This window comes from Mumia sp. zg.B21 (assembly GCF_019550855.1).
Lineage (GTDB): Bacteria > Actinomycetota > Actinomycetes > Propionibacteriales > Nocardioidaceae > Mumia.
Genome location: NZ_JAHWCJ010000001.1, coordinates 286,475 through 307,982, shown reverse-complemented (window position 1 = coordinate 307,982; position 21,508 = coordinate 286,475). Strand labels below are relative to the sequence as shown.

Here is a 21,508-nt window from a genome sequence, read left to right as displayed (position 1 = left end):
GCGACGCTAGAGGGATGAAGCACCTTCCGACGGGCCGGATGCGCACTCACGACAAGCATATCGACCTCGTCTACAACCGGATCCTGCCGCTCGACCGAGACGACGCCTGGGCGGCGGTGACGGGTCCTGAGCCGCTCGGCGACATCGAGGTGACGGTGATCGGCGAGAGCGAGCCCGACCATCTCGCGGTTCGCCTCGACACCGGCACCGTGGTCGACGCCTACCTCCGCACACGCGAGGACAGCACGACCGACATGCAGCTGGTGATCCACGACGTCACACCGGCCGACGTCGGCGAGCAGGGCCCTCGCGGCGACTACCTGCTCGGAGTCCTCGGAGCGAGGATCGTCGACGAGCCCGAGCCTGTCTGGACCGACTACTACCCTGCAGGTCGGGCGTACTACGACACGCTCGCCGATCTCGAGGAGGACGACAGCGATGACCGTTGAGGGCACCCGCGCGACCACGTTCGACATCGACGGTGTGGGCACCGTCAACCGGCTGGGATTCGGCGCGATGCGCATCACCGGTCCGGGGATCTGGGGCGAGCCTGCCGACCGTGAGACGGCGCGCGCGGTGCTCCGGCGGGCCGTCGAGCTGGGCGTCGACTTCATCGACACGGCCGACTCTTACGGGCCCGAGGTGAGCGAGTCGATCATCGCCGAGGCGCTGGCGCCGTACGGAGAAGGTCTGACCATCGCCACGAAGGCCGGCCTCGTCCGCACCGGTCCGGACGAGTGGTGGCCGGTCGGCCGTCGTGAGTACCTCCGGCAGCAGGTCGAGATGAGCCTGCGTCGGCTCCGGACCGACGTGATCGACCTCTTCCAGCTGCACCGGATCGACGAGCGCACGCCCCGCGACGAGCAGTTCGAGACGCTGGCCCAGCTGCGCGAGGACGGCAAGGTCCGAGCGGTCGGGCTGTCGCAGGTCACGGTGGCCGACATCGAGGAGGCGCGGACGTACGTGCCCGTCGTCACGGTCCAGAACCGCTACAACCTCGTCGACCGCTCCTCGGCCGACGTCCTGGCCTACTGCACCGAGCACGGCATCGGCTTCATCCCGTGGGCACCGGTCGATGCGGGCGAGCTCGCCGGGCCGGACGGACCGGTCGCGCGGGCCGCGGAGGCCTACGACGCGACACCCGCCCAGGTCGCGCTGGCGTGGCTGCTCCAGACCTCGCCGGTGATGCTGCCCATCCCCGGCACCGGGTCGGTCGCGCACCTCGAGGAGAACATGGCCGCAGCCGCGCTCACCCTCGATCCCGAGACCGTTAATGAGCTGGACCGCGCAGGGTAGCGTCTAGCCATGCATGTCTCGCTCCACCTCCCCCGTTACGACGTTCCCGGTGGCGCGACAGCGATCGCGCCGGCGTACGCCGAGGTGGGCGCGGTCGCCGACGCCGGCGGCCTGCGGTCCCTGTCGGTGATGGACCACTTCTTCCAGATGGAGGGCTACGCCGGTGGTCCGCGCGACCCGATGCTCGAGGCCTACACGACGCTCGGGTTCCTCGCCGCGCGGACGGAGCGGGTCGGGCTCCAGGTCCTCGTCACCGGTGTCCCCTACCGCCATCCCGGGCTGCTGGCCAAGATCGTCGCGTCGCTGGACGTGCTGAGCGGTGGCCGCGCGACCCTCGGGATCGGCGCCGGCTGGTACGAGCGCGAGCAGCGCGGGCTCGGGGTGCCCGTGTGGCCGGCGGGTGAGCGGCTGGCGCGGCTCGAAGAGACGCTGCAGATCGTCACGCAGATGTTCGGCGACGACGACGGCCCGTACGACGGGCGCTACTACCAGCTCGCCGAGACGCTCTGCTCGCCGAAGCCGCTCGGACCCGTGCCGGTCATGGTCGGCGGAGGCGGCGAACGCAAGACGCTGCGGCTGGTCGCGCAGTACGCCGACGCCTGCAACCTCTTCGCGCAGGCCGGCGACGGGACGGACGGCGTGGCGCACAAGCTCGACGTACTGCGCAGCCACTGCGAGGACGTCGGGCGGCCGTACGAGGAGATCCGCAAGACGATCCTCTGGAACGGCTCGGTGCCGCTCGACGGCTCGTTCACGGACTCTCTCGCCCCGTACGCCGAGATCGGCGTCGAGGAAGTGTTCGTGACGCCGTCCGACGACGACCCGGTGGGGTTCGCCCGCGAGCTGGTCGACACCGTCGTCGAGCCGGTCGCTGCGTTGTAGCGGCGGCGCCGTGCCGGGTGGGCCGCGACGTCACAGCCCCTGCGCGGCCCTCCACGCCTCGAACGCCTGCGCAGACGTGTAGGCAGGCTCATAACCGAAGACCGTCTTGAGCCGTGTGTTGTCGAGCACCGGGCGGAACTGGAGGAACTTCGTCTGCTCAGGGCCGTACTGCGTCAACCGCAGCGGCTTCGCGACCGTGAGCGCCCCGCGGAGCACGACCTCGGGGATCGCCAGCGTGCCCCGTCCGAGGCGCACCGCGATCTCGTCGATCGTCAGCGCCCCGTCGCCCGCGACGTTGAAGGTGCCCGTCACGTCGGCGGTGACGGCGTGCACGACGATCGCCGTGAGGTCGGTGTCCCAGACGAACACGAAGGGTGAGTCGGCCCCCGCGATCTTGAGGAGGCGCTTCTTGCGGAACAGGTCGGTGATCTGGTTGTCGACCCGCTCCCCCAGGATCGTCCCGATGCGGAGCACCGTCTGCTGCAGCTCCGGGTGGTCGCGCCGGGCGTCGGCCAGCATCTCCTCGACGAGCCGCTTGTGCCGGCTGTACGCGAAGGCGTCGTTGCCGCGTACGGGCTGATCCTCGGTGATCCACGCGGGATTGTCGTCGTGGTAGCCGTACGCCGCGCCGCTGGAGGAGACGACGAGCCGGCGTACGCCGTGGGTGAGGGCCGCGTCGAGGACGTTGCGGCTGCCGTCGACGTCGACCCGGTAGGCCACGTCGTCGGTCATGCCGGGGGGCGGGTTCACGATCGAGGCGAGATGGACGATCGTGTCGACCTCGTACGAGGAGACCGCGTCGGACACGGCGCCGGGGTCGGTGACGTCGACTGTCGCGTACTCGACGCCCGTGACCCGCTCGCGCGGCTCCCGCACGTCGGCGCTCACGACGAGCGCGACCCCGGGGTCGGCCGCGAGACCAGGGACGACGGACGAGCCGAGGAAGCCCGAGCCACCGGTGACGAGGACGCGACGACTCATGCCGGCACCTCGACCTTCTCCTCGCGGACGGGTCTGCGCGCCCACAGGGACGCCACCACGAGACCCGCGATGATGTCCCAGATCCCCCACCAGGCCGCGACCAGCGCCATGCCCCCGAGCCCGTCGAAGAACTCGAAGACCAGCAGCAGCCCGAGCCCGGCGTTGCGGATGCCGACCTCGAACGTCATCGCCCGTGTCGACCGGTCGGACAGGCGTGCACCCCGAGCGACGCCGTACCCGAGGGCCATCGCGAGGGCGTCGTGGAGGAAGACGGCGATGACGACGACGCCGATGTAGTCGACGAACACGCCCCAGTTGCTGGCGATGCCGACCAGGATGATGGCGCCGAGCGCGACGAACGCGACCTTGCTGACGATGCCGTGCGCACGCGCGGCGACCCGCGGCCACAGCCGCGCGATCGTGATCCCGAGGACGAACGGCAGGCCGATCACGAGGAGGACCTCGCAGAGCATGTCCCAGGGGCTCACCTCGATGTCGGTGAGGAAGTTCTGACCGGTCGGGTGGAGGCCGCCCCAGAAGGCGAAGTTGAGCGGCATCAGGAAGATCGCCAGCACGTTGCCGACCGACGTCATCGCGACCGAGAGCGCGACGTCACCGCGGGCGCGGTGGGTGAGGATGTTCGAGACGTTGCCGGGAGGGCAGCACGCCACGAGGATCATGCCGAGCGCGATCGACCCGCGGACGTTGAGCAGCAGGGTGAGAGCGAAGGTGATCGCGGGCAGCAGGAGGAACTGCCCGGCGATCGCGACTCCCATCGCCAGGGGCTTGCGGGCGGCGGCACGGAAGTCCTCGAGCCGCGTGTCGAGGGCGATGCCGAAGAGGATCGTGCCGATGACGATCTTGAGCAGCGTCAGCGACGACTCGTTGAACGAGATGCTGATCGCGTCGACGTCGCCGGCGGCGAGGAACACGAGGTCGGTCACGAGAGCTCCTCGATCGCGGCACGGACCGCCGTACGGTAGGCGTCCTTGTTGACGTAGTAGCTCATGCGCTCCAGGCCGAGGTAACGGTAGCCGCCGGACAGGTCCGGCAGCGGGCCACGGGTCCTGGCGGCGAACGACTCCGCCTGGGCCGGGCGTGTCCGCCGAGCATCGACGTACGACGCGATCAGCTCGGCCTGCTCGTAGCGGCCCTGCCAGCCGAGCCCCGACGCCTCGACCATGCCCATCACGAAGAGGTCGTCGCGCTCGGGAGTGAAGATGTTGAGGTAGAGCTGCGGCGACCAGCCGTTCCAGCGCAGCAGGGCCGGATCGATGAACGGGTAGTGCAGCGTGTAGCCCGTCGCGAGCACGATCGTGTCGTAGTCGCGGCTCGTGCGGTCACGGAAGTGCACCGTCGAGCCGTCCACGTGGTCGACATCGGGCTTGATGCTGAGGTCGCCGTGGCCGAGGTGGTGGAGGATCAGCGAGTTCACGATCGGGTGCGACTCGTAGATCTTGTAGTCGGGCTTGGGGAAGCCGAGCTTGACGGGGTCACCGGTGAAGAGCTTGAGCACGCGGGTGTCGATCGCCTGCTTGACCCGAGGAGGGAGCGGCTTGCCCTGGTTGAGCGTGTCCGCGGGCTTGCCGAAGAGATACTTCGGCACGAAGTAGTAGCCGCGCCGCACGCTCATGTCGACCGATGCGGCGTGGTGCACCGCGTCGACGGCGATGTCGCAGCCCGAGTTGCCGGCGCCGATGATGAGGACGCGCTTGCCGGCGAAGGTGGTCGCCTTCTTGTACGCGCTGGTGTGGAACACCTCGCCGTCGAACTGGCCCTTGAGCTGGGGCACGTTCGGCTCGGACAGGGTGCCGTTGGCGATGACGACTCCGGAGACGCGGTCGGTGCTCGTCGAACCTGAGGACACCTCGCGGGTCGTGACCACCCAACCCCCGTCGGCGTGCGGCTCGACGCGGGTCACCTCCGTGCCGAAGCGATAGTGGTCGCGGAGACCGAAACGGTCGGCGTACGCGCGGAAGTAGCGCTTGAGCTCACGGTGGCTCGGGTAGTCGGCGACCTCGTCGCCCATCGGCATCTCGGCGAACTGGGTCGTGGTCTTGGAGGAGATCAAGTGCGCCGACTCGTACATCGTGCTGCGTGGCCCGTCGATGTCCCACAGGCCGCCGACGTCGTCATGGAGCTCGTACCCGACGACGTCGAGGCCGCGCTTGGTCAGTGCCCGGGTGGCCGCGAGGCCGGACGGGCCGGCGCCGATGACGGCGTACGGGAGTGCGGGCGGGGCATCGCCACCTGATGTGATCTTGGACACGCGCCCTAGTGTGCCAGACGGTTTGCGGCTGCTGGAGGGTATCCCAGAAGATCCTCCCGTTCGGCCGCCTTCCACTCATCGTGGGGCGAACGGGCGAACCGCCCCCGCCGGCCTCAGTGGAAGTCGCGCGACGTCGTCCGCATCGTGATGGGGAGGCGCTCGAGCCGGTCGGCGTGCAGGTTGGTCGCGCCGTCGCGCCGCTCGACGATCCCGCGGACGACGAGCGCGCTGGAGTCGCGGGCGATCCGCCGGTAGCGCGACCACAGTCCTGCCGTGCAGATGACGTTGAGCATCCCCGTCTCGTCCTCGAGGTTGAGGAACGTGACTCCCCCGGCCGTCGCCGGGCGTTGCCGGTGCGTGACCAGGCCGGCGACCTCGATGCGGGTCCCCGGCTCGACCGCCGCCAGGTCGGACACGCGCAGTGCTCCGCGTGCGCGCATCGCCTCCCGGACGTGGTCCATCGGGTGGCTGTCCGGCGCGATCGCCGTCGACCAGAGATCGGCCATCGTGATCTCGGCCTCGCTCATCCCCGGCAACGTCGGCGCGTCGCTGAGCACCGTCGTCCCCTCGAGCTGCCCAGGACTCTCCTGCGCGGCAGGCCCCGAGGACCACAGCGCCTCGCGCCGCGACAGCCCGAACCCGTCGAACGCCCCTGCGGTCGCCAGCGCCTCGACCTGCGTCGCGGTCAGTGAGACCCGGCGGGTGAGGTCGGTCATCGAGGCGTACGGCCCACCGCGAGCGCGCTCGGTGACGATCCGCTCTGCCGCGTCCTTGCCCACCGAGGTGACCCCGGCCAACCCGAGCCGTACGACGAAGCGTCCGTCGCGGCGGTGCCACGCGTGGTCGAACGGCACGTCCGCGTCGAAGTCACCGACCGGTGGCTGATCCTGCTCGAGGCAGGCGTCGTGACCCGCGGACGCCAGAGAGTGACCCGCGAGTGCCAGAGAGTGACCCGCGAGCTCAAGGTCGGCGCCTGCACCCGAGCGGTTCACGTCGGGGCGCAGCACCTCCACCCCGTGGCGCCGCGCGTCGGCGACCAGGCTCGCCGGCGAGTAGAACCCCATCGGCTGCGAGCGTAGGAGCCCCGCGAGGAACGCCCCCGGATAGTGCAGTCGCAGCCACGTGCTCGCATACACCAGCAGCGCGAAGCTGATCGAGTGCGACTCGGCGAACCCGAAGCTCGCGAACGCCTCGATCCGCTGGTAGATCTCGTCGGCCAGGTCGCCGGTGATGCCGTGCGCGGCCATGCCTGCGTACAGCGTCGCGCGCAGCCGCTCGATCTTCTCGACGCCGCGCTTGGACCCCATCGCCCGCCGCAGCAGGTCGGCCTCGTCCCCGGTGCAGCCGCCGACCTGCATCGCGATCTGCATCAGCTGCTCCTGGAACAGCGGCACGCCGAGGGTACGGCGAAGCACCGGCTCGAGCGCCGGGTGCAGATAGGTGATCTCCTCCTCGCCGGTCCGCCGCCGGATGAACGGGTGCACCGCGCCACCCTGGATCGGACCCGGCCGGATCAAGGCGATCTCGCACACCAGGTCGTAGAAGCGTCGCGGCTTCAGGCGCGGCAGCGTCCCGATCTGAGCGCGGCTCTCCACCTGGAACACCCCGACCGAGTCGCCGCGGCAGAGCTGGTCGTAGACACCGGCCTCCTCCTTGGGGATCGACGCCAGGCTCCACTGCTCGCCGGTGTGCTCGGCGACGATGTCGAACGTGTGCTGGATGGCGCCGAGCATCCCGAGACCGAGCAGGTCGAACTTGACCAGACCCATCCAGGCGCAGTCGTCCTTGTCCCACTGCAGGACCGTGCGGTCCTCCATGCGGGCGTGCTCGATCGGGCACACCTCCCCCACCGGTCGGTCGGTGAGCACCATGCCGCCCGAGTGGATGCCGAGGTGGCGCGGCGCCTTGAGGAGCTGCTCGGCCAGGTCGAGCACCGGCTCGGGTACGTCCTCGGTCGCCTCGTCGCGCGGCAGGCTGCTCCAGCGGTCGATCTGCTTGGACCACGCGTCCTGCTGCCCCTGGGAGTAGCCGAGCGCCTTGGCCATGTCACGGACCGCAGACTTCGGACGGTACGAGATGACGTTGGCGACCTGCGCGGCGTTGTGGCGGCCGTACTGCTCGTACACCCACTGGATCACCTCCTCTCGCCGGTCGGAGTCGAAGTCCACGTCGATGTCGGGCTCCTCCTCACGGCTCGCCGACAGGAACCGCTCGAACGGCAGGTCGAACGTCACCGAGTCCACCGCCGTGATCCCCAGGGCGTAGCAGACCGCGGAGTTGGCGGCCGACCCCCGACCCTGGCAGAGGATCCCGCGCCCCTTCGCGAACGCGACGATGTCGTGGACGATGAGGAAGTAACCCGGGAAGTCGAGCTCCTCGATCACCGCGAGCTCCGCCTCCAGGCGCTCGTAGGTGCTCGGCGGGCCGTCGCGATAGAGCTCGGCAGCCCCGCGCCGCACCAGCTCGCGCAGCCACGACATCGGGGTGTGCCCGTCAGGCACCTTCTGCTTGGGCAGTCGCGGCTTGGCCCGGCGCAGCTCGAACGCGAGGTCGGCGGCGATGTCGACGGTCCGCTCCACCGCGCCGGGATATCGGGCGAAGAGGCGGGCCATCTCGAAGCCCGAGCGGAGGTGCGGTGGCCCCGCCGCGGGCAGCCATCCGTCCATCGCGTCCAGGCTGCGACGCGCCCGGACTGCAGCGACCGCCCCCGCGAGACGGCGGTCGTGGGGCGTTGCCGCGTGCACGTTGCCGGTCGCCACGGTGGGAAGCCCCAAGCGGTCCGCGATCGCCGCGAGCGCGTCGTTGCGGACGGAGTCGTACGGGTCGCCGTGGTCGGTGAGCTCGACGAGGACCTGGTCCTCGCTGAACCGGTCGAGCAGCGCCCGCACCTCCTTCTCGGCGGCGAGCTCGTCGACCTCGACGCCGGTCGGACCGACCAACGCCTGGCGTACGGCGCCCTTGCGGCAGCCGGTGAGCACGACCGCGTGCCGGCCGAGGCGGTCGGCGAGGTCGTCGAGGTCGTAGAGGGGTCGGCCCTTCTCGCCGCCCGCCAGGTGCGCGGCGGTGAGTGCCCCGGCGAGGCGGTGGTATCCCTCCTGTCCACGGGCGAGCAGCAGGAGATGAGTGCCGTCCGGATCTGCGGCGCCGTTCTGAGGACCGCGCAGGTCCAGCGACAGCTCCGCTCCGAACACGGTCGGCAGACCGTGCACTGCCGCGGCCTCCGCCATCCGCACCACCCCGTAGAAGCCGTCGTGGTCGGTGAGCGCCAGCCCGGTCAGCCGCAGCCGCACCGCCTCCTCGACCAGCGCCTCCGGGCTGCTCGCACCGTCGAGGAAGCTGAAGTCGGAGTGCGCGTGGAGCTCGGCGTAGGGGAGGTACGGCTCGTCCGGCTCCGGTGACGACTCCTCGACGGCGCCCGACGGCTCGTACGGGGCACGTTTGCGGGAGAACGCCGGACCGTCGCCGCCGTCGGGGACGTCGAAGGCAGGCGACTGCTTCTCCGGCGGCAGCCGCCCCGACAGCCGCCGCTCGAGCTCGGACCAGGGCATGTCGGGGTTGTTGAAGCCCATCAGTCGGCCCCGGCCTCAGTCATATCGGGCCTCCACGCACCAGACCCCGTCGCTGACTCGCAGCAGCCACGCGCTGCCGTCGACCCCGACCACCTGGAACCGGGCCGCCCGCACCGCCTCCCGCGCGTCCCACCAGCGCTCGTCGACCGGCCACGGCCCTGCCCAGGCGGCCACCGGCCGGAGCTCGGCGTCGCTCGCGGCGAACCGCGCAGGCGCGGCCGTCACCATGCCCCGCTCGCTGACCCTGACCGGCTGTCCGGAGGAACCGACCACCTGTGCCGGACGCGGTGGGTCGTAGACGGTGGCCGGCGCCGGTGCCGGCAGGCTGCCGGGCCACGGTGGTGCGGCCGGGCGCTCAGCTGAGAGCGGATCGCCCCACGGCACCAGCGTCCGTCGGTCGGAGGGACCTCGTCCGCCTCCGACGACCGCCGAGACCACGGCCTCCCGGCCGAGCATGCTCTGCACCTTGGACGCGGCCCGGTGGATGCGCGCGTCGGGGCCACTCCCCCACAGGCCCTCGGCATGGTCGGTCACCGGCGCCACGTCCTCCGGGATCAGCTTCACCCCGGTGATCGGCGCACCGACGGCCGAGACGGCCGTGCCCGATCCCGACGACGCCTGCAGCTGCCAGCGGACCCGGTCGACGATGTCGCCGGCGTCGAACCAGCGGGGATGCAGCCACTGACGCTCGGCGATCTGCCCGTCGTCGGTGTGCACCTCGACCCACAGGCTGGTGCAGACCAGCTGCCGCTCGGCGTGACCGGTGACGAACGCCTCGGCCGTCCGCCGGACGCTGAACGCGACCGCCTCCGCATCCTCGAGCGGCGGCTCGAACGAGACCTCGCGCTCGAGGTCCGAGGGAGGGCGGCGCGCCGCGAACGCCCGGTCGTCGGCGCCTCGAGCGAGCCGATGGGCGAGTGCCCCGTCGGGCCCGAACCGGGTCAGCACGTCGGCCGGACGCAGAGCGGCGAACGCCCCGAGCGTACGGAGCCCGAGCCGCTGCAGCAGGCTCACCATCTCGGGCCGGTCGAGGACGCTCACCGGCAGGTCGGCGAGGAAGGCGGCCGACTCCCCCGGGGGCACCACGAGACTGTCCTGCACGCTCGCCTGCCGAGCAGCCTGCTCGGCAGCGAACACGGCATCGGCGACACCGAAGCGCACGTCGTCGATGCCGTGCTCGACCAGCCTCTCGGCGAGGACCGCAGCCGCGTGCTGCTCACCACCGAAGTAGCGGCCGGGACCCGCCACGCGGACCGCGCAGGTCCCCGGACGCAGCGGCTGCACCCCAGGAGCGATCTCCTCGACCGCGGCGAGCACCGGCTCGAACGCACGCACGTCGAGCCCGGGGTCGTAGTCGAGCGTCACCAGGTCGGGACAGCGCGCCTGCGCGTCGCGCATCCGCTGGCCACGGCGCACCCCCTCGGCGCGCGCGGAGGTCGAGCACGCCCGGACCTCGCCGCGCTCGAACAGCGCGATCGGTGCCCCCGGCGGCAGCCCGGCGCCGGCACCGGTGTGCCGGACCGCCCGGACGGGCCAGTCGGGGCACCACGCCACCAGGGTGCGCGCCATCAGCTCGCCACCCCGTAGCCGAGCGCCCCGGGCAGCGCCACGACCGTGTCGTCCCCGACAGCAGCCGGCTCGACGACCGCGTCCAGCCACAGCCGGGTGCGGTGCGGCCGCCCCCAGCGACCGGTCGCGGTCACGGTGACATGACGACGGCGCAGGTGACCGTGCCCGTCGCCCATCCCGGTCCAGGAGCTCTCGGTGACCTCGAGCCGGCCGGTGGCACGGGGCCACACGCCCGGGTGGGGCGTCAGCGCGACCACCGTGGTGCCGTGCTGTCGCAGACGTGCCGTGATCCGCTGCGCGTCACCGTCACGGACACGAGAGGAAGGGCGTACGACGATCGCGTCCGTCACGTCGGCGAGCGTGCTCACCACGTGCTGCCAGTGCTCACCGGGCGCCGGGACGAGGATGGTCCGCTCGAGCGCGAGACCGAGCGAGGCTGCGGCCTCGGCTCCCATCTCGGGCACCCCCACCACGGCGCACCAGGCCCCGTCGATCGACGGGCCGGCGGCCAGCGCGAGAGCCAGGGCGAGGGAGTCAGCCACCTCGTACGTGGTGCCGCGCAGCAGCCCACCCGGCACCACCTGGGCCAACGCGGGCAGCGTCGGAAGGCGGTCCCGCACCTGCGGGGACCCCTCCATCGCCCGCATCCGCGCGGCAAGCTGATCGAGAACGGCTCCGGTCACCTCTCCATGTTCGAACAGATGTTCGAAGGAGTCAAACGGGTGTCCACCGCCTGGCCGAGGGTGTGAACGACAGCACCGCCGTACCCCCGATCAGGGGGTACGGCGGCGCTGCGGCGTGCGCGTCGTGGTCAGGCCGAGGCCAGGAGGTCCCGTCCGGGGATGGCGTCGAGCAGCCTGCGCGTGTAGCCCTCGCGCGGGTTGTCGAACACCTCGCCCACGCCGGCGGCCTCGACGATCTTGCCGTCCTGCATCACCAGCACGTTGTCGGCGATCTGACGGACCACCGCGAGGTCGTGCGTGATGAACAGATAGCTCAGACCCATCTCGGCCTGGAGGTCGTTGAGCAGCTCCAGGATCTGAGCCTGGACCAGCACGTCGAGGGCGGAGACCGCCTCGTCGAGCACGACGACCTCCGGCTCGAGCGCCAACGCGCGCGCGATCGCGACCCGCTGGCGCTGTCCACCGGACAGCTCGTTGGGGTAGCGCCGCATGATCGACCCCGGCAGCGACACCTTCTCGAGCAGGTCACGGACCTTGGCCTCGCGCTCCGCCGACGAGCCGATCCCGTGAGTCGCCAAGGGCTCCTCGATCGACTTGAAGATGGAGTACATCGGATCGAGGGAGGCGTACGGGTTCTGGAAGACGGGCTGCATCTGGCGGCGCAGCGCCATCAGCCTCTTGCCCTTCAGCTGACCCGTGTCGTACCCATCGAAGTGGACGGTGCCGCCGGTCCGATCGAGCAGGCCGAGGACCATCCGCGCGACCGTCGACTTGCCCGAGCCGGACTCGCCCACGATCGCGGTGGTGGTGCCACGACGCAGCCGGAAGCTGACGTCGTCGACCGCTCGGAGCTCGGTCTTGCGCCACGGACGGTCGCTCGGCAGCATGAACACCTTCGTGAGGTTCTCCACGACGATGATGTCGTCGTGGCCCTTGCCGACCTCACCCTGCGTCGTCGCGACCTGGGCCGCGATCTCGCCGGCGGTCTGCACCGCCTGCTCCCGGACCTCCGCGCGCGCCCGCACCGAGCTCAGGCGCTGCGACGCGATCGAGGGGGCCGAGGACACGAGCCGCTGGGTGTAGGGGTGCTCGGGGTTCTTGAGGATCTCCAGCGCCGGACCGGACTCCACGACCCGGCCCTTGTACATGACGACGATGTGGTCGGCACGCTCTGCCGCCAGACCCAGGTCGTGGGTGATCAGCAGCACCGCGGTGCCCAGCTCGTCGGTCAGGCTGTCGAGGTGGTCGAGGATCTGCTTCTGGACGGTCACGTCGAGCGCCGAGGTCGGCTCGTCGGCGATGAGGAGCTTGGGACGCGCGGCCAGACCCATCGCGATGAGCGCACGCTGGCGCATGCCACCGGAGAACTCGTGCGGGTACTGGCGCGCACGACGCTCGACGTCGTTCAGGCCGGCCTCGGCAAGCAGCCCGTTCACGCGGCGATCGGCGTCCTTGCCCTTGGCGATGTCGTTGGCGACCAGGGACTCTTTGATCTGCGTCCCGACCCGCCAGAGCGGGTTGAGGTTCGACATCGGGTCCTGGGGCACGAGGCCGATCTGGTCACCACGCAGGGACTCGAAGTCCTTCGTGCTCGAGTGCGCGATGTCCTTGCCGTCGAAGATGATCTCGCCGCCGGTCACCCGCCCGGTGCCCGGAAGCAGCCCGATGATCGCGTGCGCGGTCGTCGACTTGCCCGAGCCGGACTCACCGACGATGGCGACGGTCTGGCCCGGGTAGACGGTCAGGTTCGCCCCCTGCACGGCAGGGATGGCCTTCTTGTCGGCGTAGAAGGCGACGTCGAGGTCGCGGACCTCGAGGAGTGGCTGCTGGCTCATCGCTTCTTCGCCTTCGGGTCGAGGGCATCACGGACAGCGTCACCGAGCAGGATGAAGCTCAGCACGGTGAGCGCGAGAGCGGTCGCGGGAACGAACAACACGCCGAGCCGGGTGCCCGACCGGACGAGCCGCTGGGCCTCCGCGATGTCGTTGCCCCAGGAGACAACGGTGAAGGGCAGGCCGAGCCCGAGGAACGAGAGCGTGGCCTCGGCGACGATGAAGATGCCGAGCGACACGGTCGCGGTGACGATCACGGGAGACATCGCGTTCGGGACGATGTGACGCCACAGGTTGCGCGAGTCCTTGGCGCCGATCGCGCGGGCGGCATCGACGAACTCGAGGTTCTTGACCTCGATGACCGAACCGCGCATGATGCGGGCGATCTGCGGCCAGCCGAAGACGGCCAGCGTCACGACGACGGCGGCGATGCCGCCCCAGAACCCGCGGTCAGGGAACGCGTTCGTGAGCGCCGAGAGGCTCACGATGGCTGCCAGGATCAACGGGATCGCGAAGAAGATGTCGCTGATGCGCGAGATGATCGCGTCGGCCCAGCCTCCCTTGAAGCCGGCGATCGCTCCGGTGATGCCACCGATCACGACGACGAACAGCGTGGTGAGGACACCGACGGCGACCGAGGCACGCGCTCCGTACAGGGTCCGCGACCACACGTCGCACCCCAGGAAGTTGAACCCGAAAGGATGGCCGGGCGACGGGGGGTCGAGGCTTCGGCCGACCTCGCAGAATCGTGGGTCGGCGTTGGTGAAGAGCCCGGGGAACGCGATCACCACGGCCAGGACGGCCAGGAGCGCGGCGGAGATGAGGAACATGGGGTTGCGGCGGAGCTGCTTCCACGCCTCCTTCCACTGGCTGGAGGGCGCCTCGTCCACCTGGATCGAGTCGACCGCCGCGAGCGGGGTCTCCTCGATCGGGGCCACGTAGCGCTCCTGCCCCGCGAGCGTCGGCTTAGGCATAACGGATCCTTGGGTCGAGGAAGGCGTACAGCAGGTCGACGAGCAGCGCCGCGATGACGTACACGAGGACCATGATCGTCACGACCGAGACGATCGTCGGTGTCTCCCCGCGGATGACTGCCTGGTAGGCCAGATTGCCGACGCCGGGGATGTTGAAGATGCCCTCGGTCACGATCGCGCCTGCCATCAGGGCACCGAGGTCGACACCGAGGAACGTCACAACCGGGATCAGGGAGTTGCGCAGGACGTGGCGCCGGACGACGGTCCCCTCGGGGAGCCCCTTGGCCCGCGCGGTTCGCACGTGATCGGCGCCGAGGTTGCCGGCGACCGAGGTCCTCGTGAGTCTCAGGACGTAGGCGAACGAGACGAGTCCGAGCACGATCGCGGGAAGAAGAAGGTTGTAGAACGAAGCGTCACCGCCGACGGTCGCAGGGAACCACTCGAGCTTGACGCCGAAGATGAGCTGCAGCACGAAGCCGAAGACGAAGATGGGGACGGCGATGACCAGCAGCGACACGACGAGCATCGTCGAGTCGAAGAGCTTGCCCTTGCGGAGACCGGCGATGGTGCCCGCGATGATGCCGAAGACGGCCTCGAAGACGAGGGCCATCAGCGCGAGCTTGATGGTGACCGGGAAGGCATCGGCCACGAGATCGATGACAGGACGGCCGGTGAACGACTGTCCGAGGTCGCCGGTGACGGCGCCCTTGAGGAAGAGGAGCCACTGCACGAGGAACGGCTCGTCGAAGTTGTACTGCTCCCTGACCTGAGCCAGCGTCGCCTCGGAGACCGGCTTGTCGCCGAACAGCGCACGGACGGGATCACCGGGGCGAAGGAAGACTAGCGCGTAGATGAGCAGCGTCGACCCGAGCAGGACGGGGATCGTCTGCAGGATTCGCCGCGCGGCATACCACCACATGTCAGTGGCCTCCTACGGGATGGTCTCTCCGAGAGGAGAGAGATGGTTTCAGGGCCCGTCGGCGCCGGTAGGCACCGGGGACCCGCGCAGGCCGCGCGGGGGGCAGCTGGTGAGCTGACCCCCGCGCGCCCCGCATGCGGTGGTGGTGCGACTACTTTGTGATGTTCTGGTAGATCGGAACACCCTGCCAGTTGAACTTGACGTTCTTGACGCCCTTGGCAGCGGCGCCAGTGGCATCGGTGTACCACATCGACAGACCCGGCAGCTCCTCCATGAGGATGGCCTGCGCGTCGACGAACGCCTGGTAGCGATCCTCGTCGTTCTCCGCGCCGGCCGCCTTGGCGATGAGGGCGTCGAACTCCTTGTTGGACCAACGCGCGTCGTTCGAGGCCGCCCCGGTGCCGTAGATCGGGCCGAGGTAGTTCGAGATCGACGGGTAGTCGGGCTGCCAGCCGGCGCGGAACAGCGCACCGGTCTTGTTGTTGTCACGGTCGTCGAGGAACTCGTCGAACGTGGCGTAGTACTTCGGCTCAGCGTTGATGCCCAGCGTGTTCTTGATCTGGTTGGCCATCGCGTCGACCGATGCCTTGTTGCCGGCGCCATCGGTGTTGGTGGCGATCAGCAGCTTCTTGTTGCCCCAAGGCTCGATCTTCTCGGCCTCGGCCCAGCGCTTCTTGGCCTCGTCGGCGTTGAACTCGAGAACCTCGTTGCCGGGGATCTCGTCGGTCCAGCCCGGCATCGGCGGCGCGCTGAAGTCGAGCGCCGGGGTGCGGGTGCCGAAGAACAGCTTCTCGGTGAGCTCCTCGCGGTTCAGGGCCATCGAGACGGCCTGACGGCGAAGCTTGCCGGCCTCACCGGTGAAGCCGGGGAGGTCGACCGGGAACTGGAACGAACCGTTGACCGAGCCGGGTGCCTCGATGGGCTGGATGGCCGAGTCGTCGGCGAAGGTCGCCAGCGCGCTGTCCGGGACGGTGTCCAGGACGTCGAGGTTGCCCGACTGGAGGTCGGTGTAGGCGGCCTCGGTGTCGGTGTAGACCACGAAGGTCACGCCGCCGTTCTGGGCCTTGCGGGCGCCGTCGTACTCGCCGTTCGGGACGAGACGGATCTCCTTGTTGTTCTCCCAGGCCTCGAGCTTGTACGGGCCGTTGCCGACCGGCTTCTCGCCGTACGCCTTGATGTCGGCGAAGGCCGACTCAGGCAGCGGGTAGTAGGCCGAGTAGCCGAGACGCAGCGGGAAGTCGGACTCCGGCTGCTTCAGCGTGATCGTGAAGGTCTTGTCGTCGACGACCTTCAGACCCGAGATCGTCTGGGCGTTCTTGTCGAGGGTGCCCTCGGCGGTCGTGCCCTCGATCGGGTAGTAGAAGTACGAGGCGTTCTGCGCGTTCTTGCCCCCGGGGCCGGCGCCGTAGTTCCAGGCGTCGACGAAGGACTTCGCGGTGACGGCGGTGCCGTCGCTGAACTTCCAGTCCTTGAGCTTGATCGTCCAGGTCTTGTTGTCGTCAGAGGTGATCGACTCAGCGACCTCGAGCTCCTGCGAGCCGTCTTCCTTGTACGTGATGAGGCCCGCATAGAGCAGATCGATGACGTTGCCGCCGCCGACCTCGTTGGTCGCCTGCGGAACCAGCGGGTTCTGAGGCTCGGTCGAACGAGCGGTGATGACGGCGTCGGTCGAATCGCTCGAACCGTTGCCCTCATCTCCCCCGTCGCCGCCGCAGCCGGACAGTGTCAGTCCGATGGCTGCGAGCAGCGCCACGCCTCCAAGGCGAGTACGCCGGGAGAGTCGCATGGGAATCCTCCTGTTGTGTGTGGGAACGCGCAGAAAACTTTCCGCGGACCCATCGTTGCTCGGGATCTTCGACCAGAACAGGTCGGGAGCCAGACACTTATCGAAGTGTTACAACCGCCAGGCTCCTTGATCGTGACCACAGTATTATCAGATCCCCGAAATTGAGGTGCGCAGAGGGGCCCTGATGTGCCTTCGCGGGCCTTGCGGGACGCAGAGCGAGGTTTCGAGCACAGCAAGACCGCCACGCCTCCCGGTTCGGGGGACGTGGCGGCCTGGGGTCGTACGGACCTGGTGCTGGGTCAGCCCTTGCGCTTGTTGACCTCGTCGGTCGCCTGTGGGAGGACCTCCTTGAGGTCGCCGACGACGCCGAAGTCGACCAGCTCGAAGATGGGCGCCTCCTCGTCCTTGTTGACGGCGACGATCGTCTTGGAGGTCTGCATGCCGGCGCGGTGCTGGATCGCTCCGGAGATGCCGTTGGCGACGTACAGCTGCGGCGAGACAGTCTTGCCCGTCTGACCGACCTGGAAGCTGTGCGGGTACCAGCCCGAGTCGACCGCCGCGCGCGAGGCGCCGACTGCGGCACCCAGCGAGTCGGCGAACGCCTCGACCTGCGAGAAGTCGCCGCCGGTGCCACGGCCGCCGGAGACGACGATGGCCGCCTCGGTCAGCTCGGGACGACCGGTGGCCTCGCGAGGCTTGGAGTCGGTGATCCGAGCGCCCTTGGCCACGTCGGACACAGTGACGGACACCGGCTCGAGGGTGGCGGCTGCGGACGACTGCTCCGGGGTGACGGAGTTCGGCTTGACCGCGACGATCGGGGTGCCCGTGGTGACGGTCGCCTCGACGGTGAAGTTGCCGGCGAAGACCGACTGCGTCGTCTCCACGCCGTCACCGGCCGCGCGTACGTCGACCGCGTCGGTGATCAGACCGGACTGCGTCTTGATCGAGAGGCGGCCCGCGATCTCCTTGCCCTCCGCCGAGCTCGAGACGAGGACGGCGGCCGGCTGCTTGCTCGAGACGAGCTCGGCGAGGGCCTCGGCCTTGGGGGCCACGAGGTACTCGGTGAGCTCGGGGGCGTCGAGGACGTAGACCTTCTCTGCGCCGTACTGGGCGAGGTAGGCCTGCGCGGCGTCCGCGCCGGATCCGATGAACACGGCCGACGGGGTGCCGAGACGACGCGCCAGCGTCAGGAGCTCACCGGTGGTCTTGCGGACGGTGCCGTCGACGTGGTCGACCAGAACGAAAATCTCACTCATCTGTCGCTGCTCCTCACACGAACTTCTTCGACGCGAGGAACTCGGCCAGCTTGACGCCGCCGTCTCCCTCGTCGGTGACGATCTCGCCGGCGCTGCGGGGCGGGCGCGGCGCGAACGAGAGGACCTTGGTCCAGGCGGCGTCGAGGCCGACCTCGGACGGATCGATGCCGAGGTCGGAGAGGGTGAGCTCCTCGACCGGCTTCTTCTTGGCCGCCATGATGCCCTTGAACGACGGGTAGCGAGGCTCACCGGACTGGTCGGTCACCGACACGACCGCCGGAGCGGTCGCGGTGATGGTCTCGGTCGCGACGTCGCCGTCGCGGCGGACGGTCACCGTCGAGCCGTCGACGCTGATCTCGGAGCCGTAGGTGACGGCCGGGAGACCAAGTCGCTCGGCGACCATGGTGGGGACGACGCCCATGGTGCCGTCGGTCGAGCTCATGCCGAAGAACACGAGGTCGTACTCGAGAGTGCCCAGGGCCTTGGCGATGATGAGCGACGTCGCCGCGGCGTCCGAGCCGGCGATGTCGTCGTCCTCGACGTGGACGCCCTTGTCGGCGCCCATCTGGAGTGCCTTGCGGACGGCGTCGGCGGCGTCGGCCGGGCCGACCGTCAGGACGGTCACCTCGCCGTCGCTCTCCTCCGCAGCCAGGAGCGCCTGCTCCACGGCGTACTCGTCGAGCTCCGAGAGGAGGCCGTCGACGCCCTCACGGTCGACGGTGCTGTCCGACGAGTCAAAGGACCGGTCCGCCGTAGCGTCCGGTACGTACTTCACACAGACGACGATGTTCATGGCCTGCTCGGCCCCTCCTGTGGAGTCGACTTCTTGGACACGGCGCTCGCACGGGACGCGCGTCGTTGCAGCCGCGGGCGACTGCGTGCCTGGTCGCGCTACGACCACGGCACCCCCAGGTTACCGACAGGTAACCTTTATGACGACTTCGTCACGGGTGGCGTGGGTCACACCACGGACCCTGCGACCCTCCGGCTTCCCGCAGCGGTGGCCCGTAGCCGGGGGGACTTCGAGAGGTCGTCAGCGCGGCACGCTGCGACACTGAGCCACATGTCCGAGCCTAGGGCACTGCCAAGGACGCTGACCATCCTGGTCGGGACGGCGGCCTTCGTGGTCGTCGTCGCCGGAGTCATGAGGATCCAGGGGATCGCAGGCCCCACCTTCCTCGCGGTGTGCCTCACCGTCACCGTCCACCCGCTGCGCGGAGTCCTCACCCGCTGGGGACTTCCTCGCTGGGTCGGGACCGTGACCTGCGTCGTCACCGTCTACGCGATCCTCGTCGTCCTCGCCGTGACCCTCGTCCTGTCCGGGGCGCGCTTCGTGCAGCTCGTCGGCTCGTACGAGGACGAGTTCGACCGCTGGGTGGCCGACATCAAGAAGGCGCTCGACAGCTTCGGCATCGGTCAGGGAGAGCTCAACCAGATCTTCTCCAGCGTCGACATCAAGAGCGTCGCGCCGTACGTCGCGGACGCGGTCTCCAGCGCCACCTCGGTGACCGGCAACGTGCTGCTCATCCTGATCCTCCTGCTGTTCATGGCCCTCGACGGCGGCATCTTCCCGCGTCTCTCCACCCAGGTCCCCGAGCGCCACCGGGCGACCCTCGAGGCGCTGGCCGACTTCGCCACCGGGACACGGCGCTACTTCGTCGTCGCGACCGTGTTCGGGCTGATCGTCGCCATCGGCAACGTGATCCTGCTCTACGCCCTGGGGGTGCCCGAGCCGATCCTGTGGGGCGTGCTGTCGCTCATCACCGGCTACATCCCCAACATCGGCTTCGTGCTGGGCCTCGTGCCGCCGGCGATGCTGGCGCTGCTCGACTCGGGCTGGGAGACCGCGTTCTGGGTGGTGGTCGGATACTGCGTGATCAACGGCGTCGTGCAGTCGGTCATCCAGCCCAAGATCGTGGGCGACTCGGTGGGCCTGTCGGCGACCCTGAGCATGCTCTCGCTGATCTTCTGGACGCTCGTCCTCGGCGCGTGGGGGGCGATCCTCGCGATCCCGGCCACCCTGCTGGTCAAGAAGCTCCTGGTCGACCGTGATCCCGAGACGCGATGGCTGTCGCCGTTCCTCGCCGGGCGCGAGGTCGCGGACGCCGGTGGCGGCGACGCGAGATCAGGGGCACGAGATCGGCGGCGCGGGGCGGATCACCGGTAGCGTGACGGAGACCCCGTACCAGGAGGAATGATGTCCTACCAGCAGCCACCCCAGAACGATCCCCGCCGAGTGCCCCAGCCCGCTGCGGACGCCGACTCCGAGACACCCAGCGGCCTGACGGTGAACACGGGCAGGCTCTGGGCCGGCGGGGTCGCCACCGCGGTGGTGGCCGGCCTGGCCGCCGTGGTGGGTCTCCTCGTCTTCCGAGGGGTGTTCGACATCGCGGTGCTCGTGCCGTCGGGCGGGGGACGGTGGGACGTCGTGTCCACGATCCCCTTTGCCCTGGTCGCGGCGGGCGGTGCCCTGCTCGCCACGGCGCTGATGCACCTCCTCGTCCTGGCGACGCCGCGGCCCCGGCTGTTCTTCGGGTGGATCATGGTGCTGGTGGGTGTGATCGCCGGCGTACTGCCATTCACCATCAACGTCGAGACCAGCGAGCAGGTCGCCAGCGCGGTGGTCGGTGTGCTGATCGTGGTGGTGATCGCGAGCCTCGTCTCGAGCACCGCTGATCGCGCCGTGACGGTCGCCCCTCCCGCCTACTGAGCGGGGACCTGACCCGTACGCTGCGGACGTGAGCAGCGAGGACGACGACACGAGACCTCAGATGGTGATCACCGGTGAGCGCACCGTGCCGGGGATCTGGCACGAGAACTACTGGTTCCGTCGCCACGAGGTCGTGTACGAGTCCCTGCGTGATCGCGTCCGCAGCGCCCGCGTGCTCGAGGCCGGCTGCGGCGAGGGGTACGGCGCCGACCTCCTGAGCCGCGCGGCGGGCTCGCTGTTCGCGCTCGACTACGACGAGTACGCGACCGGTCACGTCCGCACGGCCTACCCCGACGTGCCGGTGGTGCGCGGCAACCTCGTCGCCCTCCCCTACGCCGACGCCTCGTTCGACGTCGTCGTCAGTCTGCAGACCATCGAGCACCTCTGGGACCAGGACGGGTTCGTCGCCGAGTGCGTGCGCGTGCTGCGTCCGGGTGGTGTGCTCGTCGTCAGCACCCCCAACACGCTGACGTTCCCGCCGGGCAACATCTACCACCCGAAGGAGCTCGAGCCCGGCGAGCTGCGCGACCTCGTGGCCCGGCACGCGACCGTCACCTCGCTCGTCGGCCTCCACCACGGGCCCCGCGTCGCCGCGTGGGAGCAGGACCACGGGTCCCTGGTCGATGCCCAGATCGCCACGCCGTACGAGGAGTGGCCGACAGCGGTCGCCGAGGTCGTCCGCTCGGTGCGCACCGACGACTTCGTGCTGCGCGAGGGCGACGACGCGGACCTCGCGGCCTCGCTCGACCTCGTGGTCACCGCGGTCCGCGACTGACGCTCCG

Annotated in this window: 18 protein-coding genes; 6 read left to right on the top strand and 12 right to left on the bottom strand. The window is 69.7% G+C overall.

From position 1 onward, the window contains the following. Positions 1 to 14 precede the first annotated feature (14 nt). Genes KV100_RS01625 through KV100_RS01615 form a run of 3 tightly spaced genes read left to right on the top strand, consistent with a single transcriptional unit; the run spans position 15 to position 2,178 of the window. Entirely contained in the window at positions 15 to 449 is a 435-nt protein-coding gene (locus KV100_RS01625) for a hypothetical protein (RefSeq protein WP_220341165.1), read from the top strand. Further along, on the top strand, positions 439 to 1,296 hold the full coding sequence (locus KV100_RS01620; protein WP_220341164.1) for an aldo/keto reductase: 858 nt from the start codon (positions 439 to 441) through the stop codon (positions 1,294 to 1,296). The genes KV100_RS01625 and KV100_RS01620 overlap by 11 nt, the downstream gene beginning before the upstream one ends. 9 nt (positions 1,297 to 1,305) lie before the next feature. Next, positions 1,306 to 2,178: an LLM class F420-dependent oxidoreductase gene (locus tag KV100_RS01615; protein WP_220341163.1), complete on the top strand. Its 873-nt coding sequence runs from the start codon at positions 1,306 to 1,308 to the stop codon at positions 2,176 to 2,178. 30 nt (positions 2,179 to 2,208) lie between these two features. On the opposite strand, the gene KV100_RS01610 is transcribed toward KV100_RS01615, so the two are convergent. From KV100_RS01610 to KV100_RS01555, 12 genes are all read right to left on the bottom strand, one after another. Beyond that, complete coding sequence (locus KV100_RS01610; protein ID WP_220341162.1) at positions 2,209 to 3,159, bottom strand: SDR family oxidoreductase; 951 nt, start codon at positions 3,157 to 3,159, stop codon at positions 2,209 to 2,211. Then, positions 3,156 to 4,103: a bile acid:sodium symporter family protein gene (locus tag KV100_RS01605; protein WP_220341161.1), complete on the bottom strand. Its 948-nt coding sequence runs from the start codon at positions 4,101 to 4,103 to the stop codon at positions 3,156 to 3,158. The genes KV100_RS01610 and KV100_RS01605 overlap by 4 nt, the downstream gene beginning before the upstream one ends. Continuing rightward, a complete protein-coding gene (locus tag KV100_RS01600) occupies positions 4,100 to 5,428 on the bottom strand; it encodes an NAD(P)/FAD-dependent oxidoreductase (protein WP_220341160.1) in 1,329 nt (442 codons plus the stop codon). Before KV100_RS01600 ends, KV100_RS01605 begins: the two co-directional genes overlap by 4 nt. A 113-nt stretch (positions 5,429 to 5,541) precedes the next feature. After that, the gene (locus KV100_RS01595) at positions 5,542 to 8,997 is read right to left on the bottom strand and encodes an error-prone DNA polymerase (protein WP_220341159.1); all 3,456 of its coding nucleotides are present in this window, start codon (positions 8,995 to 8,997) and stop codon (positions 5,542 to 5,544) included. A 15-nt stretch (positions 8,998 to 9,012) separates the two neighbouring features. Next, positions 9,013 to 10,566 carry a DNA polymerase Y family protein gene (locus KV100_RS01590; RefSeq protein ID WP_220341158.1) on the bottom strand — a complete coding sequence of 518 codons (1,554 nt, stop codon included), beginning with the start codon at positions 10,564 to 10,566 and terminating at the stop codon, positions 9,013 to 9,015. Next, a complete protein-coding gene (locus tag KV100_RS01585) occupies positions 10,566 to 11,249 on the bottom strand; it encodes a hypothetical protein (RefSeq protein WP_220341157.1) in 684 nt (227 codons plus the stop codon). The genes KV100_RS01590 and KV100_RS01585 overlap by 1 nt, the downstream gene beginning before the upstream one ends. Before the next feature lie 128 nt (positions 11,250 to 11,377). Further along, positions 11,378 to 13,084, bottom strand: coding sequence for an ABC transporter ATP-binding protein (locus KV100_RS01580; RefSeq protein ID WP_220341156.1), 1,707 nt, complete (start codon positions 13,082 to 13,084; stop codon positions 11,378 to 11,380). After that, a complete protein-coding gene (locus tag KV100_RS01575; protein ID WP_220341155.1) occupies positions 13,081 to 14,055 on the bottom strand; it encodes an ABC transporter permease in 975 nt (324 codons plus the stop codon). Before KV100_RS01575 ends, KV100_RS01580 begins: the two co-directional genes overlap by 4 nt. Then, entirely contained in the window at positions 14,048 to 14,974 is a 927-nt protein-coding gene (locus KV100_RS01570; RefSeq protein WP_220341154.1) for an ABC transporter permease, read from the bottom strand. Before KV100_RS01570 ends, KV100_RS01575 begins: the two co-directional genes overlap by 8 nt. A gap of 151 nt (positions 14,975 to 15,125) precedes the next feature. Next, positions 15,126 to 16,727 (bottom strand): ABC transporter substrate-binding protein, encoded by a 1,602-nt coding sequence (locus KV100_RS01565; protein WP_220341153.1) that lies wholly within the window; start codon positions 16,725 to 16,727, stop codon positions 15,126 to 15,128. A gap of 332 nt (positions 16,728 to 17,059) precedes the next feature. Next, a complete protein-coding gene (locus KV100_RS01560) occupies positions 17,060 to 18,016 on the bottom strand; it encodes an electron transfer flavoprotein subunit alpha/FixB family protein (RefSeq protein WP_220341152.1) in 957 nt (318 codons plus the stop codon). A 13-nt stretch (positions 18,017 to 18,029) separates the two neighbouring features. Further along, positions 18,030 to 18,809 (bottom strand): electron transfer flavoprotein subunit beta/FixA family protein, encoded by a 780-nt coding sequence (locus tag KV100_RS01555; RefSeq protein WP_220341151.1) that lies wholly within the window; start codon positions 18,807 to 18,809, stop codon positions 18,030 to 18,032. A gap of 270 nt (positions 18,810 to 19,079) precedes the next feature. Here KV100_RS01555 and KV100_RS01550 point away from each other — a divergent pair, with 270 nt between their 5' ends. Genes KV100_RS01550 through KV100_RS01540 form a run of 3 tightly spaced genes read left to right on the top strand, consistent with a single transcriptional unit; the run spans position 19,080 to position 21,501 of the window. After that, the gene (locus KV100_RS01550; protein WP_220341150.1) at positions 19,080 to 20,183 is read left to right on the top strand and encodes an AI-2E family transporter; all 1,104 of its coding nucleotides are present in this window, start codon (positions 19,080 to 19,082) and stop codon (positions 20,181 to 20,183) included. Positions 20,184 to 20,213: 30 nt separating this feature from the next. Further along, a complete protein-coding gene (locus KV100_RS01545) occupies positions 20,214 to 20,726 on the top strand; it encodes a DUF6069 family protein (protein WP_220341149.1) in 513 nt (170 codons plus the stop codon). A gap of 28 nt (positions 20,727 to 20,754) precedes the next feature. Continuing rightward, entirely contained in the window at positions 20,755 to 21,501 is a 747-nt protein-coding gene (locus tag KV100_RS01540) for a bifunctional 2-polyprenyl-6-hydroxyphenol methylase/3-demethylubiquinol 3-O-methyltransferase UbiG (RefSeq protein ID WP_301021585.1), read from the top strand. The last annotated feature ends 7 nt before the right edge of the window (positions 21,502 to 21,508 follow it).